General features: G+C 61.9%; 10 protein-coding genes and 3 rRNA genes. 1 reads left to right on the top strand and 12 read right to left on the bottom strand.

Features of this window, described 5'->3' with window-relative positions; translation table 11 throughout:
• Window positions 1–67 precede the first annotated feature (67 nt).
• The 9 genes from xerD to C3E77_RS05450 all read right to left on the bottom strand — a co-directional run bounded on the left by xerD (window position 68) and on the right by C3E77_RS05450 (window position 9,106).
• Window positions 68–973 carry a site-specific tyrosine recombinase XerD gene (xerD, locus tag C3E77_RS05485; protein WP_234031304.1) on the bottom strand — a complete coding sequence of 302 codons (906 nt, stop codon included), beginning with the start codon at window positions 971–973 and terminating at the stop codon, window positions 68–70.
• A gap of 1 nt (window position 974) precedes the next feature.
• The gene (locus tag C3E77_RS05480) at window positions 975–1,610 is read right to left on the bottom strand and encodes an NUDIX domain-containing protein (RefSeq protein ID WP_234031347.1); all 636 of its coding nucleotides are present in this window, start codon (window positions 1,608–1,610) and stop codon (window positions 975–977) included.
• Window positions 1,611–1,677: 67 nt separating this feature from the next.
• A complete protein-coding gene (gene pyrG / locus C3E77_RS05475) occupies window positions 1,678–3,363 on the bottom strand; it encodes a CTP synthase (RefSeq protein WP_108393098.1) in 1,686 nt (561 codons plus the stop codon).
• A gap of 9 nt (window positions 3,364–3,372) precedes the next feature.
• Window positions 3,373–5,091 carry a DNA repair protein RecN gene (recN, locus tag C3E77_RS05470; RefSeq protein ID WP_108390703.1) on the bottom strand — a complete coding sequence of 573 codons (1,719 nt, stop codon included), beginning with the start codon at window positions 5,089–5,091 and terminating at the stop codon, window positions 3,373–3,375.
• A complete protein-coding gene (locus tag C3E77_RS05465; RefSeq protein WP_108390702.1) occupies window positions 5,084–6,001 on the bottom strand; it encodes an NAD kinase in 918 nt (305 codons plus the stop codon). Before C3E77_RS05465 ends, recN begins: the two co-directional genes overlap by 8 nt.
• Before the next feature lie 5 nt (window positions 6,002–6,006).
• Entirely contained in the window at window positions 6,007–6,855 is an 849-nt protein-coding gene (locus tag C3E77_RS05460; protein ID WP_234031303.1) for a TlyA family RNA methyltransferase, read from the bottom strand.
• Entirely contained in the window at window positions 6,852–7,016 is a 165-nt protein-coding gene (locus C3E77_RS15380; RefSeq protein WP_162924917.1) for a hypothetical protein, read from the bottom strand. Before C3E77_RS15380 ends, C3E77_RS05460 begins: the two co-directional genes overlap by 4 nt.
• Before the next feature lie 22 nt (window positions 7,017–7,038).
• The gene (locus C3E77_RS05455; RefSeq protein ID WP_108390701.1) at window positions 7,039–8,067 is read right to left on the bottom strand and encodes an HAD-IIA family hydrolase; all 1,029 of its coding nucleotides are present in this window, start codon (window positions 8,065–8,067) and stop codon (window positions 7,039–7,041) included.
• Entirely contained in the window at window positions 8,039–9,106 is a 1,068-nt protein-coding gene (locus C3E77_RS05450; RefSeq protein WP_234031302.1) for a hypothetical protein, read from the bottom strand. Before C3E77_RS05450 ends, C3E77_RS05455 begins: the two co-directional genes overlap by 29 nt.
• Between C3E77_RS05450 and C3E77_RS15595 the strand changes: the two genes are divergently transcribed.
• Window positions 9,074–9,700, top strand: coding sequence for a hypothetical protein (locus tag C3E77_RS15595; protein WP_234031301.1), 627 nt, complete (start codon window positions 9,074–9,076; stop codon window positions 9,698–9,700). The genes C3E77_RS05450 and C3E77_RS15595 overlap by 33 nt on opposite strands.
• Before the next feature lie 461 nt (window positions 9,701–10,161).
• Here C3E77_RS15595 and rrf read toward each other — a convergent pair.
• The 3 genes from rrf to C3E77_RS05430 form a co-directional block, all read right to left on the bottom strand.
• Window positions 10,162–10,278, bottom strand: a 5S ribosomal RNA gene (gene rrf, locus C3E77_RS05440).
• Window positions 10,279–10,446: 168 nt separating this feature from the next.
• Window positions 10,447–13,567 (bottom strand): 23S ribosomal RNA (locus tag C3E77_RS05435).
• A 452-nt stretch (window positions 13,568–14,019) separates the two neighbouring features.
• A 16S ribosomal RNA gene (locus C3E77_RS05430) occupies window positions 14,020–15,543 on the bottom strand.
• The 16S, 23S and 5S rRNA genes sit together here, the layout of an rRNA operon.
• Between the last annotated feature and the right edge of the window lie 388 nt (window positions 15,544–15,931).

Raw genomic sequence — 15,931 nt, 5'->3', positions numbered from 1 at the left:
CCGGTCGACATCACCCGTCATGCCGGGTGTTCTGGTCCGCGGCGAGTGATCTCGGGAGTGACAGGACTCAGCGGGCGCGCGGGTGGGCGGTCGTGTACATGTCGCGGAGCGTGTCCGCCGTCACGAGCGTGTAGATCTGGGTCGTGGCCACCGAGGAGTGCCCGAGCAGCTCCTGCACGACGCGCACGTCGGCGCCGCCCTGCAGCAGGTGGGTCGCGAACGAGTGCCTGAGCGTGTGCGGCGACACGTGCGCCGCGAGTCCCGCGCGTTCGGCGGCGGCCCGGATGATCAGCCACGCGTTCTGCCGAGATACCCGCTGCCCGCGCAACCCCAGGAACAGCGCGGGTGTTGCGACGCCCCGCACCGAAAAGACGGGCCGTGCCCGCACGAGGTACGAGTCGAGCGCTGTCCTGGCGTACGAGCCGACGGGAACGATCCGCTCCTTGTTGCCCTTGCCCGTCAGCCGCACGATGTCCTCGTCGAACACGTCGTCGACGTTGAGCGAGACCACCTCCGACACGCGTGCACCGGTGGCGTAGAGGAACTCGAGCAGGGCGCGGTCCCGAAGCGACTGCGGGTCGTCGCCGGATGCCGCGTCGAGCAGCGCGGTCACCTGGTCGACCGTGAGTGCTTTCGGCAACCGGCTCGGGAGCTTCGGCGGCTTGACCTCGTGGGCGACGTCGGCCTCAACGGCACCCTCGTCGAGGAGGAACCGGTGCATGCCCCTCACCGACGACAGCACGCGTGCCAGCGACGACGCGGTCAACGGCGAGTCCTCGCGCGTGCCCAGGTCACGGAGGAACTCCGTCACGTGATCGCGCTCAACGCCGGCGATGCCGGGAACAGACCGCGATGCCAGCCACTCGACGTACATCGTCAGGTCGCGGCGGTACGCGGCTACCGTGTTCGCCGACAGCCCTCGCTCGATCGAAACGTGACGCAGGTACTGGTCGAGGTCACGCGTGAGTGACACGTCAGCTCGCCGACGAAGATCCGAGCTTCGGATGCCGCGTCCACGGCTCATCAGCGGCGCCGAGCGTCTCCCAGTTGCGTTGCTCAGCTGCAGCAGCAGCGAGCACAGCAATCGAGAGCGACGGGTTCTGAATGCGCCGCTCAAGTACCGCCGTGACGAGTTCGTCGAGCGGCGCCCAGCGCTGTTCGATGTCCGCCTCTTCGTCGGTGCGTTCAAACGCCTCAGCCGTGGCCGTGAGGCCCCGGGCAAGGTACACCCGGATCACTTCGTCGCTGCCGCCCGGTGAGGTCGCAAACTCGGCGAGCACACTCCAGTCGCGCGCCTCGATGTCGACTTCCTCGGCGAGTTCGCGCTTCGCGGCGACGAGTGGGTCCTCCCCCTCGATGTCGAGAAGGCCCGCAGGGATTTCCCACTCACGCAGGCGAACCGGATGCCGGTACTGCTTGATCAGCAGCACCCTGTCGTTGTCGTCCATGGCGAAGACGGCAACAGCACCGGTGTGGTCCAGGTACTCCCTGGCGATGTCCTGACCGTTGTAGTCGAAGACGTCGCGGCGAACACCCCACACCATGCCGTCGAAGACGCGTTCGCTCGAGCGAACCTCGACCTCGGTGGGCTCGTCTTCGAGCGGGCCCAACTCAGCACTCGAGGCAGACCCGGTTCCGAGCCCGGCGCCGGACGCGGACTCCGCGCCCTGGCCGGACTCAGGCACCGGCGACCTCGAACAGCAGGCTGGCCTGCTGGCGCTCGAGGGCCGCACCGATCAGGCCACGGAACAGCGGGTGAGCGTGGGTCGGGCGTGACCGAAGCTCGGGGTGGGCCTGGGTGCCAACGTAGAACGGGTGCTCGTCGCGACCGAGTTCAACGAACTCAACCAGCTGCCCGTCCGGGCTCGTCCCCGAGAAGACGAGGCCTGCATCCGCGATCTGCTGGCGGTAACGGTTGTTGACTTCGTAGCGGTGACGGTGACGCTCGGAGATCTCGGTGGAGCCGTAGAGCTCGGCGGTCAGCGATCCCTCGTCGAGGTGTGCCGGGTAGAGACCGAGGCGCATGGTCCCACCGAGGTCTCCCCCGGCGATGATCTCAACCTGCTCGGCCATCGTCGCGATGACCGGGAACTCGGTGTCGGGGTCGAACTCGCTCGAGCTCGCACCGGCGAGACCCGCTTCGTTGCGCGCGTACTCGATCACCATGCACTGGAGGCCGAGGCACAGTCCGAGCGTCGGGATCTTGTTGTCGCGGGCGAACTTGAGCGCCCCGAGCTTTCCTTCGATACCGCGGATGCCGAATCCACCGGGAACGCAGATGCCGTCGAGGTCACCGAGCGCCTTGGCAGCACCCTCGGGGGTTTCGCATTCGTCCGACGGGATCCACTGCAGCTTGACCTTGGACTCGTGGGCGAACCCACCGGCGCGGAGCGCTTCGGTGACGGAGAGGTAGGCGTCCGGCAGGTCGATGTACTTGCCGACCAGGCCGATCGTGACCTCGTGCTTGGGTTCGTGAACGGCCTTGAGCACCGGTGACCACGCTGACCAGTCGACCTCGCCCGCCTCGAGTCCGAGGAGGTCGATGATGTAGGCGTCGAGTCCCTGGTCGTTGAGAACCTTCGGGATGTCGTAGATGCTGGGCACGTCGACACAGTTGACGACGGCTGCCTCATCGACGTCACACATCAGCGCGATCTTGCGCTTGTTCGACTCGGAGACCGGGCGGTCGCTTCGGAGAACGAGAGCGTCGGGCTGGATACCGATCGACCGGAGAGCCGCGACTGAGTGCTGCGTCGGCTTGGTCTTCTGCTCACCGGAGGCGTTCATGTACGGCACGAGCGAGACGTGCACGAAGAAGACGTTCTTGCGGCCGAGCTCGTGACGCACCTGGCGTGCGGCTTCGATGAACGGCTGCGACTCGATGTCACCGACGGTTCCGCCGACCTCGGTGATGATCACATCGGGCTTCGGGTCGTTGGATGCCTGCAGGCGCATCCGGCGCTTGATCTCGTCGGTGATGTGCGGGATGACCTGCACGGTGTCACCGAGGTACTCGCCGCGGCGCTCGCGCGCGATGACCGTCGAGTAGATCTGGCCGGTGGTGACGTTTGCCGCCTGGCTCAGGTCGATGTCGAGGAAGCGCTCGTAGTGACCGATGTCGAGGTCGGTCTCGGTGCCGTCGTCGGTGACGAAGACTTCGCCGTGCTGGAACGGGTTCATCGTTCCAGGATCGACGTTCAGGTATGGGTCGAGTTTCTGCATGACAACACGCAGTCCTCGAGCTGTGAGCAGGTTGCCCAGGCTTGCCGCCGTGAGTCCCTTGCCCAACGAAGAAACGACACCACCGGTCACAAAAATGTGCTTGGTCGTGTCGTTCGAAAGGTCCGCGTCTGTAATGTTCACCACGGGCTTCTATCCTACCATGTGAGTTGCTGACCGAGCGAGCGTCAGGAGCTCCTCAGCGTGGGCGAGTCCGAATTCACTGTCGGCGAGTCCGGAGAGTAGTCGTGCCATCTCCGCGGTCCGTTCATCGCCCGTGAGCTGTCGAACGCTGGATGCCGTGACCGTGCCGTCGGAATCTTTCACGACGGCGAGGTGGTTGTTGGCGAAGGCAGCAACCTGGGCGAGGTGGGTCACCGCAATGACCTGCGCGGTCTCTGCCAGCCGGGCGAGTCGCCGGCCGATCTCGATCGCGGCTGCTCCCCCGACGCCGGCGTCGACCTCGTCGAACACGAACGTCGGCACCGGATCGGTACCGGCAATGACGACCTCGATCGCGAGCATGACGCGCGAGAGCTCTCCGCCTGACGCACCCTTCGCCAGGGCGCGCGGCTCGGCACCGGCGTGCGGCCTCAGCAGGAACTGCACGTTGTCACGGCCGGAGAACGTCAGTTCATCGTTCGTGGAGACCTCGATGACGAGCGTCGCGTCGGGCATGGCGAGAGCTGAGAGCTCGTCGGAAACCGCGGATGCCAGTCGTTCGGCGGCATCGCGGCGCACCTCGCTCAGGCGCGTCGCCAGGGTGTCGACGAGCGCGGCATCCGCTTCAACGACAGCGTCGAGCTCTTCGATCCTGTCGGTGTCACTGTCGAGTTCGAGCAGCCTGGCGTTGCCGTTCTCGAGAACCGCGAGCACATCGTCGAAGCCGGGGCCGTACTTGCGCATGAGGATGCTCAGTTCGTTCCGGCGGTCCTGCACGATCTCCAGTTCCCTGGCACCGTCGGCGTCGAGGCCGGCGAGGTAGCTCGAGAGTTCGAGCGCGATCTCCGAGAGCAGGTAACTCGCGTTCGCGACCTGCTCGGACAGGGTGCCGAGCTCAGCGTCATACGACGCCACCCGTTCGAGTTGCCTGCGGGCGGAGTCGAGCAGGACGACGACGTCGGGCCCGTCTGACTCCTCAGCGGAGATCGCTTCACGCGCACTCGCCGCAGCGATACGGAGATCCTCGAGGTTGGTGAGTTTTTCCGCCCTCACGGCGAGTTCTTCATCTTCACCCGGCTGCGGTGCGACCGCCTCGATCTCGGCGATGATCTCGCGAAGCTCAGCGGCTTCGGCACTCCGCGCGTCGCGCTCACGGACCAGCCTGTCGCGTTCCGTTACGTTCTCGAGGTAGCGCGAGTAGACAGTTCGGTAGTCGTTCAGGGTGGTGGTCAGCTCGGCGCCGGCGAATCTGTCGAGGGCATCGCGCTGCGCCGACTGTGACCGAAGCCTCACCTGGTCCGACTGACCGTGCACGACGACGAGTTGCTCGCCCAGCTCGGCGAGGACGCCGACCGGGGCGCTGCGCCCGCCGACCTGTGCGCGGCTGCGGCCCTCGGCTGAGATCGATCGTCCAAGCGTGAGTTCCGCCTGCGACTCGCCGAACGGGTCGACCCCGCCGCCTGCCTCGACCACGCGGTCGGCGACGGCACCGTCGGCTGGAATCACCCACCGTCCATCGACACTGGCCTGGCCGCTGCCCTGACGGATGACGCCGGAGTCTGCGCGCCCGCCAAGCAGAAGGCCGAGGGCGGTGACGACCATGGTCTTGCCGGCTCCGGTTTCACCGGTGATGGCTGTGAAGCCGCGCCCGAGCGGGAGCGACGCCTCAGCGATGACCCCCAGGTCGCGGATGCCGATTTCCTCAATCATTGCCGTCTGGTCCCCTCCAGCCCGTGACGGGCAGGTGGAATTTCTTCACCAGCCGGTCGGTGAACGGGCTCTGGTGCAGGCGCGCAAGGCGCACCGGGATCGGTGACCTGCGAACGACGACGCGGGCGCCCGGTTGAAGTTCGTGGGTTCGGCGTCCGTCGCACCACAGGACGCCCGTCGCGCTTGTGCGCTGGAGCACTTCGATGGCGAGGGACGAGTCGGGGCCGACGACGAGTGGCCGTGCGAAGAGGGCGTGTGCGCTCAGTGGAACGAGCATCATCGCTTCCACCGTCGGCCACACGACGGGACCGCCGGCGGAGAAACCGTACGCTGTCGAGCCTGTGGGAGTGGACACCACGACGCCGTCACAACCGAATGAGGAGAGCGGCCGGCCATCCACCTCGATGACGACCTCGAGCATCCGCTCTCGGCTGCCCTTCTCGACCGTCGCTTCGTTGAGTGCCCAGCTCTCCCAGACGACGTCGTCGCCCACCTTGACCCGGACGCTCAGCGCCAGTCGCTCTTCGACGAGGTAATCGCCGGCGATAACGCGGTGGACGGCATCCGCGAGGTCGTCCCTCTCGCTCTCGGCGAGGAATCCGACGTGTCCGAGGTTCACACCGAGCAGCGGTGCCGCGAATCCGCGAACCAGTTCGGCCGCGCGCAGGATGGTGCCGTCGCCGCCGAGCACGATCACGAGTTCGAGTTCTTCTCCCGAGACGTCATCATCGAGGATCGCGACGTTCTCGAACACCGCACCCGCTGCCCGGAGTTCGTCGCATTCGACGCGCGCGAGCACGGGGTGCGCTCCGGACTCCTGCAGTTGCCGAATGACCTGGGTGGCGGCGTCGACCGAGTCTTTTCTGCCCGTGTGGGAGACCACGAGGATGAATCTGTGTTCAGAATTCATCCGGGTCACGCTCCAGCTATCTCGGTTATCGTCGTCAACCATTCTGTCGGATTGCGTGCGGTATCGCTTGGCCCCTTGACATCGGATCCGACCGGCCGGAACCACGCCAGGTATTCGCGGTTGCCGTGGCCGCCGACGATGGGCGACTCGATGAGGCCGGCTGTTCCGAGGCCCAGATCCCAGGCGTGCCAGAGCACTGTCGCTATGGCGTCCTGCCTGAGCCCGTCATTGCGGACGATGCCCTCACGGATGCCGCCGCGCCCCACTTCGAATTGCGGCTTGATCAGGAGGATGAAATCGCTGGCAAGTGCCACCGATGTCTGGAGAGGCCCAAGCACGTGGGTCAGCGAGATGAAGGACAGGTCGCCGACGACGAGGTCGGGGCGCTCTGACTGCCCGGATGCCCAGGCGAGGTTTTCCGGCGTGAGCTCGCGGACGTTGAAGCCCTCGATCACGCTCACCCGTTCGTCGACGGCGATCTCGGGTGCGAGCTGCCCGTGTCCGACGTCGAGCGCGATCACGTGGCGTGCTCCGCGTTCGAGCAGCACCTGGGTGAAACCGCCCGTGGAGGCGCCGGCATCGAGCGCGAGCCTCCCGGTGGGGTCGATGCCGAAGGCGTCGAGCGCTCCGAGGAGCTTGTGCGCACCTCGGCTGACGTAGTGGTCGGCTCCGGCGACGCTGAGTTCAGAACTCGCGCGGACCTTGGCTGCGGGCTTGACCACCGCGCGGCCATCGACGGTGACGAGGCCGTCGGCGATGAGCCGAGCGGCCAGGGTGCGCGAGCGCGCGAAGCCCCGGGCAACCAGGGCTGCGTCGAGGCGCTGGGCGCCGTCGATTGAATCCGGGTCGCTCAACCCGCGGCCCTCGACGGCATCCTGTCGCCGCCCTCGAGCTGCGCGCGCAACTCCTCGTGCAACTGGGCATACGCCTCAGCACGGGCCTCGAGCGGTTGATCTTCGATCAGCTTGAGCCGAGGGACGAGTGCATCGTCACTGGACTGGGTGTCATCGCTCACGGGACCTACGTTACCCGCGACCTCAGGAATAGAGGTGCTCCGGCACGTTGAACCCGTAGATCGCCCGACCCGATGCCCAGATGGCGGCGCACGCGGCGCGAAGGAGATCGATGCGACGCGCTCCGTCACGGACCACGACGACATCGTTTCCGACGATCCGCACGACCGCGTCACCGACGGTCGCCTCGGAGTTGTCCCGCGACATCCGGGTAACCGGGTATGCCTCGTGCAGCTGGCGAAGGTCGTCGACGATGAAGGTCGGCCGGGAGTGCTTATCGGCGGCGAGCACGTGCTTGGCCTTGTCGACCCCGGTCAGCACGAGCACTGATGGAATCCCCGCCCGGTTGGCGCCGAGAATGTCGGTGTCCAGGCGATCGCCGATGAACAGCGGGCTGGTCGATTCGAACCGGATCTTTGCCTCATCGAAGATGGGCGTCTCCGGCTTGCCCGCAACCGTCGCGAGCCGGCCAACCGCCGTGTGGACAGCCGAGACCAGGGTGCCGTTTCCCGGAGCGATGCCGCGCGCCTGAGGGATCGTCCAGTCGGTGTTCGTCGCGATCCACGGGATCTCGACGCCGTCTTCACGCGGGTGAAGCGCGAATGCGGCCTCGGCGAGGTCGCTCCAGCTGACGTGGGGCGCGAATCCCTGCAGGACCGCAGCGGGCGAGTCGTCCGCCGAGCGCGTGACGGTGTATCCGCCCTTTTCGAGTTCGGAAACGAGACCGTCTCCCCCCACGACGAGCACCGTCGAGCCCGCTGGTACGTGCTCGCCGAGGAGGCGAACCGCGGCCTGCGGACTCGTGACGACGTCACTCGGTGCAACGTGCAGCCCGAGTTCTGTCAGGTGTTCGGCGACCGATGCGTCGGTGCGCGATGCATTGTTGGTGATGTAGCCAACGCGGATGCTCTCGGCCACCTTGTTGAGGCTTTCGACAGCGTGCGGAATCGCGTTCGGCCCCGCGTACACAACGCCGTCGAGGTCTGCGAGCACAACATCGACGCCGTCGAGCGGCGTCGACGCCTTACTTTTCCGGCTGAGCAGCGGACTCATCCGGCTCAACTCCCTCGTTCTCCTCGGTGTCGGTGTCGGTGTCGGTTGCCACTGAATCCGCTGCGTCGACGTCGATCTCGTCATCGCTGGACTCGACGACGTCACGCTCAGCATCATCGGACTCGTGAGCCTCGTCAGCGCCAGACTCGACAGCGTCAGACTCGACAACGTCAGCCTCGACATCGTCAGCCTCGACATCGTCGAACGCACCGGCGGCAACAGCGCTGGCCAGGTCCGTCGAGTCGTCGACCGCGATCGGGATGCCCTCGGACTCCGTCACGTCGGTGTCGTCGTCGTCGTCCGACTCCTCGAGAATCTCGAAGACCTCGATGGTCTCGAGCTCGTTGTCTCCGCGTTGTTCGGCGATCGCGGCTCCGGCAACTTCGGCGCGCTTCCGCCATAGGGCGGCTTCTTCACCGCGACCGAGTTCTTCGAGCACTTCAGCCTCAGCCGCGAACAGCTCGGGGCTCCACTCGAATGCCCGGTCGGGATTGAGCTCGGGGATCTGCAGTTCAGCAAGCGCGAGTTCCGGCTGACCGAGGTCGAGTCGAGCTCCGGACATGGCGATGGCCAGAGCCACACGAACGGGTGAGGCAAGGCTCGCCCTGTCGACGCTCCGGCCCAGCTCGAGCGCACGCTCGGGACGGCCGACGCCGCGTTCGCTGTCGACCATCAGCGGAACCTGGTCGTTCGACCCGGTGATGCGTCGGTGGGTGCGAAGCTCGCGAAGCGCCAGGGCGTAGTCCCCCGTCTCGTACGCCGTGATCGCGAGGGTTTCGCGCACAACGCCGATGCGGCCAGCACGACGCGCCGCCGACAGGGCGTGCTGGTGCGCGAGTTCCGGGTCTTCCTCGATGAGCATCGCAGCCATCGCCAGGTGCCGGGCAACGCGCTCAGCGTTGTCTGCGGTCAGTGTCTTGAGCTCGTTGCGGGCAATCCGATCGAGGTCGTTCGCCGTCACTGAGTCGGGCAGGTCGGGGTCGTAGTGCTCCGAGCGCACCATGCGGTGCTCGCGCTGCATGCGCTGCTCATCGGTCATGTCGTCTTCGACCTGGCTTGCCTCCCTGTCGCCGCGAGCGGGGGCGCCGCCACGGGTCCAGAGCTTCTCGTCGCGGTCACGACCACCACGGGGGCGATCCTCGCGCGGACGATCGGGACGGGCACCGCGTGGCTTGTCACCGTACGACGGACGATCCCCACGAGGCTTGTCGCCATAAGACGGCCGGTCGCCGCGCGGCTTGTCGCCATAAGACGGCCGGTCGCCATAAGACGGCCGGTCACCGCGGGGCTTGTCACCGTACGAGGGCCGGTCGGAACGGGCCCGATCACCGGTCGCGGGACGATCTCCACGCGGCTTGTCGCCGTAAGACGGACGGTCCCCACGTGGCTTGTCACCATAGGACGACCGGTCACCGCGTGGCTTATCACCATAGGACGGACGATCCCCACGCGGCTTATCACCATAGGGACGCTCGGTGCGCGGTCGATCGCCGGAAGCCGGACGGTCACCGCGGGGCTTGTCTCCGTACGAAGGACGCTCTCCACGAGGACGCTCGTCACGACCGGCGCTCGAGCGCGGACGCTCGGTGCGGTCAGAACCCGCTCCATAACGCGGACGGTCGCTGCCCTCTGAACGCGGACGATCAGTCCGGTCAGAACCCGCTCCATAACGCGGACGGTCGCTGCCCTCTGAACGCGGACGATCAGTCCGGTCAGAGCCAGCTCCGTAACGCGGACGGTCGGTGCCGCCTGTGCGCGGACGCTCGGTCCGGTCAGAACCGGCACCGTAACGTGGACGCTCGCTACCTCCTGTGCGAGGGCGCTCATCCCGCGAGCGGCCCTGCCCACTCCCGTAGGAGGGACGGTCGCCGGCTGGACGGCCGGAACCGTCGGAGCGAGGACGCGAGTCACTTCGGCCGGAGTCGTTGGAACGACGATTCTCGCCAGATTGGCGGTCGTTCGGTCCGCGATCGGGGCGCCTGGCGCCCGAATTGTCCGCAGAATCCGGCATGAAGTACTCCCTATTATGTTGAAAAAACTGTGTTAAAACGCAAAATGGCCACCCGCACTTGGGTGGCCATTTTACTAAGTTAAGTCCGGCGGTGTCCTACTCTCCCACAGGGTCCCCCCTGCAGTACCATCGGCGCAAAGAGTCTTAGCTTCCGGGTTCGGAATGTGACCGGGCGTTTCCCTCTTGCTATGGCCGCCGAAACAATTATTGACGTTAGTCAAATACTGAATCGAACAAACACATAATGTGTGTGTTCGGTTCTCGACCGTACATCGAGAACCACATAGTGGACGCTACGCATCGTGAATTTTATCGATCACGAAATTCGATTTACCTCAAAACTCATGCTCCACCACAAGGGTGGGATGATTGGTAAGTTATCGGCTTATTAGTACCGGTCAGCTCCGAGAGTCTTTAGTCCTCTCTTCCACATCCGGCCTATCAACCCAGTAGTCTAGCTGGGAGCCTCTCGCCCGAAGGCATGGAAATCTCATCTTGAGGCCGGCTTCCCGCTTAGATGCTTTCAGCGGTTATCCATCCCGAACGTAGCTAATCAGCGGTGCTCCTGGCGGAACAACTGACACACCAGAGGTTCGTCCAACCCGGTCCTCTCGTACTAGGGTCAGATCCTCTCAAATTTCCTGCGCGCGCAGCGGATAGGGACCGAACTGTCTCACGACGTTCTAAACCCAGCTCGCGTACCGCTTTAATGGGCGAACAGCCCAACCCTTGGGACCTACTCCAGCCCCAGGATGCGACGAGCCGACATCGAGGTGCCAAACCATGCCGTCGATATGGACTCTTGGGCAAGATCAGCCTGTTATCCCCGAGGTACCTTTTATCCGTTGAGCGACAGCGCTTCCACAAGCCACTGCCGGATCACTAGTCCCGACTTTCGTCCCTGCTCGACTTGTCAGTCTCACAGTCAAGCTCCCTTGTGCACTTACACTCGACATCTGATTGCCAACCAGATTGAGGGAACCTTTGGGCGCCTCCGTTACTTTTTAGGAGGCAACCGCCCCAGTTAAACTACCCACCAGGCACTGTCCCTGAACCGGATTACGGTTCGAAGTTAGATATCCAATATGACCAGAGTGGTATTTCAACAATGACTCCACCGACACTAGCGTGCCAGCTTCACAGTCTCCCACCTATCCTACACAAGCCACACCGAACACCAATACCAAGCTGTAGTAAAGGTCACGGGGTCTTTCCGTCCTGCTGCGCGTAACGAGCATCTTTACTCGTAGTGCAATTTCGCCGAGTTCGCGGTTGAGACAGCTGGGAAGTCGTTACGCCATTCGTGCAGGTCGGAACTTACCCGACAAGGAATTTCGCTACCTTAGGATGGTTATAGTTACCACCGCCGTTTACTGGGGCTTAAATTCTCAGCTTCGCCTTGCGGCTAACCGTTCCTCTTAACCTTCCAGCACCGGGCAGGCGTCAGTCCGTATACATCGTCTTGCGACTTGGCACGGACCTGTGTTTTTAGTAAACAGTCGCTTCCCACTGGTCTCTGCGGCCCTACCACGCGTCCCGGAGCAAGTCCGTTGACGTGTCAGGCCCCCTTCTCCCGAAGTTACGGGGCATTTTGCCGAGTTCCTTAACCACGATTCTCTCGATCTCCTTGGTATTCTCTACCTGACCACCTGAGTCGGTTTGGGGTACGGGTGACTTGAACCTCGCGCCGATGCTTTTCTTGGCAGCATAGGATCATCGGATCTTGCCCTTACGGGCTCCCCTTCAGCTCTCAGCCTTATATGAGAGACGGATTTGCCTATCTCTCGGCCTACAACCTTGGCCTGGGACAACCATCGCCCAGGACCGACTACCTTCCTGCGTCACACCTGTTAATACGCTAACCGCACCAGCATAGGGTCGAGCGCTAGGCCCACCGTCTCACCCCGAAGGGATCAATCAGTGGGATTCAGACTCTTAGCATCACTGGATTAGCTTGGGCGGTTCTTCGTCAGTACGGGAATATCAACCCGTTGTCCATCGACTACGCCTGTCGGCCTCGCCTTAGGTCCCGACTTACCCAGGGCGGATTAGCCTGGCCCTGGAACCCTTGGTCTTTCGGAGGACGGGTTTCTCACCCGTCTTTCGCTACTCATGCCTGCATTCTCACTCGTGTGGCATCCACGGCTGGTTTACACCGCCGCTTCGCTCGCCACACGACGCTCTCCTACCCATCAATACGGCTGGACCACGAAGGCCTGCCTATAAATATCAATGCCACAACTTCGGTGGCGTGCTTGAGCCCCGTTAAATTGTCGGCGCGGAATCACTTGACCAGTGAGCTATTACGCACTCTTTCAAGGGTGGCTGCTTCTAAGCCAACCTCCTGGTTGTCTGTGCAACTCCACATCCTTTCCCACTTAGCACGCGCTTGGGGACCTTAGTTGGTGGTCTGGGTTGTTTCCCTCTCGACGATGAAGCTTATCCCCCACCGTCTCACTGCTGCGCTCTCACTTACCGGCATTCGGAGTTTGGCTGACGTCAGTAACCTTTTAGGGCCCATTAGCCATCCAGTAGCTCTACCTCCGGCAAGAAACACGCAACGCTGCACCTAAATGCATTTCGGAGAGAACCAGCTATCACGAAGTTTGATTGGCCTTTCACCCCTATCCACAGCTCATCCCCTCAGTTTTCAACCTAAGTGGGTTCGGTCCTCCACGTGCTCTTACACACGCTTCAACCTGGCCATGGATAGATCACTTCGCTTCGGGTCTAGGACATGCGACTGAATCGCCCTATTCAGACTCGCTTTCGCTACGGATACCCCTCACGGGTTAACCTCGCCACATATCACTAACTCGCAGGCTCATTCTTCAAAAGGCACGCTGTCACCCCTACAAGGAGGCTCCAACGGTTTGTAAGCAAACGGTTTCAGGTACTATTTCACTCCCCTCCCGGGGTACTTTTCACCTTTCCCTCACGGTACTTGTTCACTATCGGTCATCTGGGAGTATTTAGGCTTATCAGGTGGTCCTGACAGATTCACACGGGATTTCTCGGGCCCCGTGATACTTGGGATACTCTTCACGCCATCACGAAATTTCGACTACGGGGTTCGCACCCTCTATGACCAGGCTTTCAATCCTGTTCGTCTATCACGCTCTGTAACGTCGCACCGGCGGCAGCCAAGTGCAGAAAAGTCCCACAACCCCGAACATGCAACCCCTGCCGGGTATCACACATGCACGGTTTAGCCTCTTCCGGGTTCGCTCGCCACTACTAACGGAATCACTGTTGTTTTCTCTTCCTGTGGGTACTGAGATGTTTCACTTCCCCACGTTCCCTCTACCCGCCCTATATATTCAGGCGGGAGTCACCAGGTAACCTTGCAGCCCCTGGCGGGGTTTCCCCATTCGGACACCCTCGGATCACAGCTTGTTTATCAGCTCCCCGAGGCTTATCGCAGATTACTACGTCCTTCTTCGGCTCCAGATGCCAAGGCATCCACCGTTTGCTCTTAAAAACTTGCCAATCACATGAGTTTTGAAAATCGAAAATCTATCTCGAAAAAATTGACCAATGGACTCAAACATAAATGCTTGAGTCAATTGTTGTTTTCGACTCGAACCGAAGTCCGAGTCAAAAGATGCTCGCGTCCACTGTGTAGTTCTCAAAGTACGGGCGGTACCCACCCCATCCAACAACCCGAAGGTTCCCGTTGAACAGGAGAAGGTCCAGAAGTACAGTCCGAAACACTTTCATGTTTCGTTCCGGTCCCTCAGGACCCAACAGCGTGCAACATACGAACCGTGCCGGCCCGACTCTTTCCTTCCCCGGCAAAACCAGGGCGTACTCGTGTCGAATCATTACGATCCGTATCAATGTCAATGTTCCACCCATGAGCGCCAGCAGGAACGTTCGTCCCTGAACTGACTGGCCAGTGAATTCCGCTGTATACAGACGGACTGGCACGTGCTCCTTAGAAAGGAGGTGATCCAGCCGCACCTTCCGGTACGGCTACCTTGTTACGACTTAGTCCTAATTACCAATCCCACCTTAGACGGCTCCCTCCCAATAAAGGGTTAGGCCACCGGCGTCGGGTGTTACCGACTTTCATGACTTGACGGGCGGTGTGTACAAGGCCCGGGAACGTATTCACCGCAGCGTTGCTGATCTGCGATTACTAGCGACTCCGACTTCATGAGGTCGAGTTGCAGACCTCAATCCGAACTGGGACCAGCTTTTTGGGATTCGCTCCACCTCGCGGTATTGCAGCCCTTTGTACTGGCCATTGTAGCATGCGTGAAGCCCAAGACATAAGGGGCATGATGATTTGACGTCGTCCCCACCTTCCTCCGAGTTGACCCCGGCAGTATCCCATGAGTTCCCACCATTACGTGCTGGCAACATAGAACGAGGGTTGCGCTCGTTGCGGGACTTAACCCAACATCTCACGACACGAGCTGACGACAACCATGCACCACCTGTATACGAGTGTCCAAAGAGTTCACGATCTCTCGCGCGTTCTCGTATATGTCAAGCCTTGGTAAGGTTCTTCGCGTTGCATCGAATTAATCCGCATGCTCCGCCGCTTGTGCGGGCCCCCGTCAATTCCTTTGAGTTTTAGCCTTGCGGCCGTACTCCCCAGGCGGGGAACTTAATGCGTTAGCTGCGACACGGAGACCGTGGAATGGTCCCCACATCTAGTTCCCAACGTTTACGGGGTGGACTACCAGGGTATCTAAGCCTGTTTGCTCCCACCCTTTCGCTCCTCAGCGTCAGTTACGGCCCAGAGATCTGCCTTCGCCATTGGTGTTCCTCCTGATATCTGCGCATTCCACCGCTACACCAGGAATTCCAATCTCCCCTACCGCACTCTAGTCTGCCCGTACCCACTGCAGGCTGGAGGTTGAGCCTCCAGTTTTCACAGCAGACGCGACAAACCGCCTACGAGCTCTTTACGCCCAATAATTCCGGACAACGCTTGCACCCTACGTATTACCGCGGCTGCTGGCACGTAGTTAGCCGGTGCTTTTTCTGCAGGTACCGTCACTTTCGCTTCTTCCCTGCTAAAAGAGGTTTACAACCCGAAGGCCGTCGTCCCTCACGCGGCGTTGCTGCATCAGGCTTTCGCCCATTGTGCAATATTCCCCACTGCTGCCTCCCGTAGGAGTCTGGGCCGTGTCTCAGTCCCAGTGTGGCCGGTCACCCTCTCAGGCCGGCTACCCGTCGTAGGCTTGGTGAGCCATTACCTCACCAACTACCTGATAGGCCGCGAGTCCATCCTTGACCAAAATTCTTTCCAACCACTGAAGATGCCTTCGCGGTTCGTATCCGGTATTAGACGTCGTTTCCAACGCTTATCCCAGAGTCAAGGGCAGGTTACTCACGTGTTACTCACCCGTTCGCCACTAATCCGGAGAGCAAGCTCTCCTTCATCGTTCGACTTGCATGTGTTAAGCACGCCGCCAGCGTTCGTCCTGAGCCAGGATCAAACTCTCCGTAAATGTTTAATTGCACAACCACTCCGAAGAGCGGCCGGCACATTGTTTGCGGTAACGAACCGGAATAGGTTCAGAAACCGCGAGTTTGAAACTGACAGAACAAATCATTACTGACTTGCTTTGTTGTTTAAATGTTTTCCAAAGGAATCCGTAACCCAACCAGAAAAGGTCGAGTCAACGGGTATTTGGCATTTGACATTGTGCACGCTGTTGAGTTCTCAAGGATCGGATGCTCCCGCTTTTCACCCTCTCGGGCTGCTCCGCAGGGCAACTTCTCTACCCTAGCACCAGTTATTTGCCATCCTGACCACGCTCATTCCGAACCGAAGTTCGTTCAGACTCGTATCGAGTTGGACCCTGGTGAGGGTCATCTTCAGACGACGATGAACCC

This window comes from Mycetocola zhujimingii, from assembly GCF_003065425.1.
In the GTDB taxonomy this organism is placed as follows: domain Bacteria; phylum Actinomycetota; class Actinomycetes; order Actinomycetales; family Microbacteriaceae; genus Mycetocola_A; species Mycetocola_A zhujimingii.
This window is presented reverse-complemented; position numbering and strand designations above follow the sequence as displayed.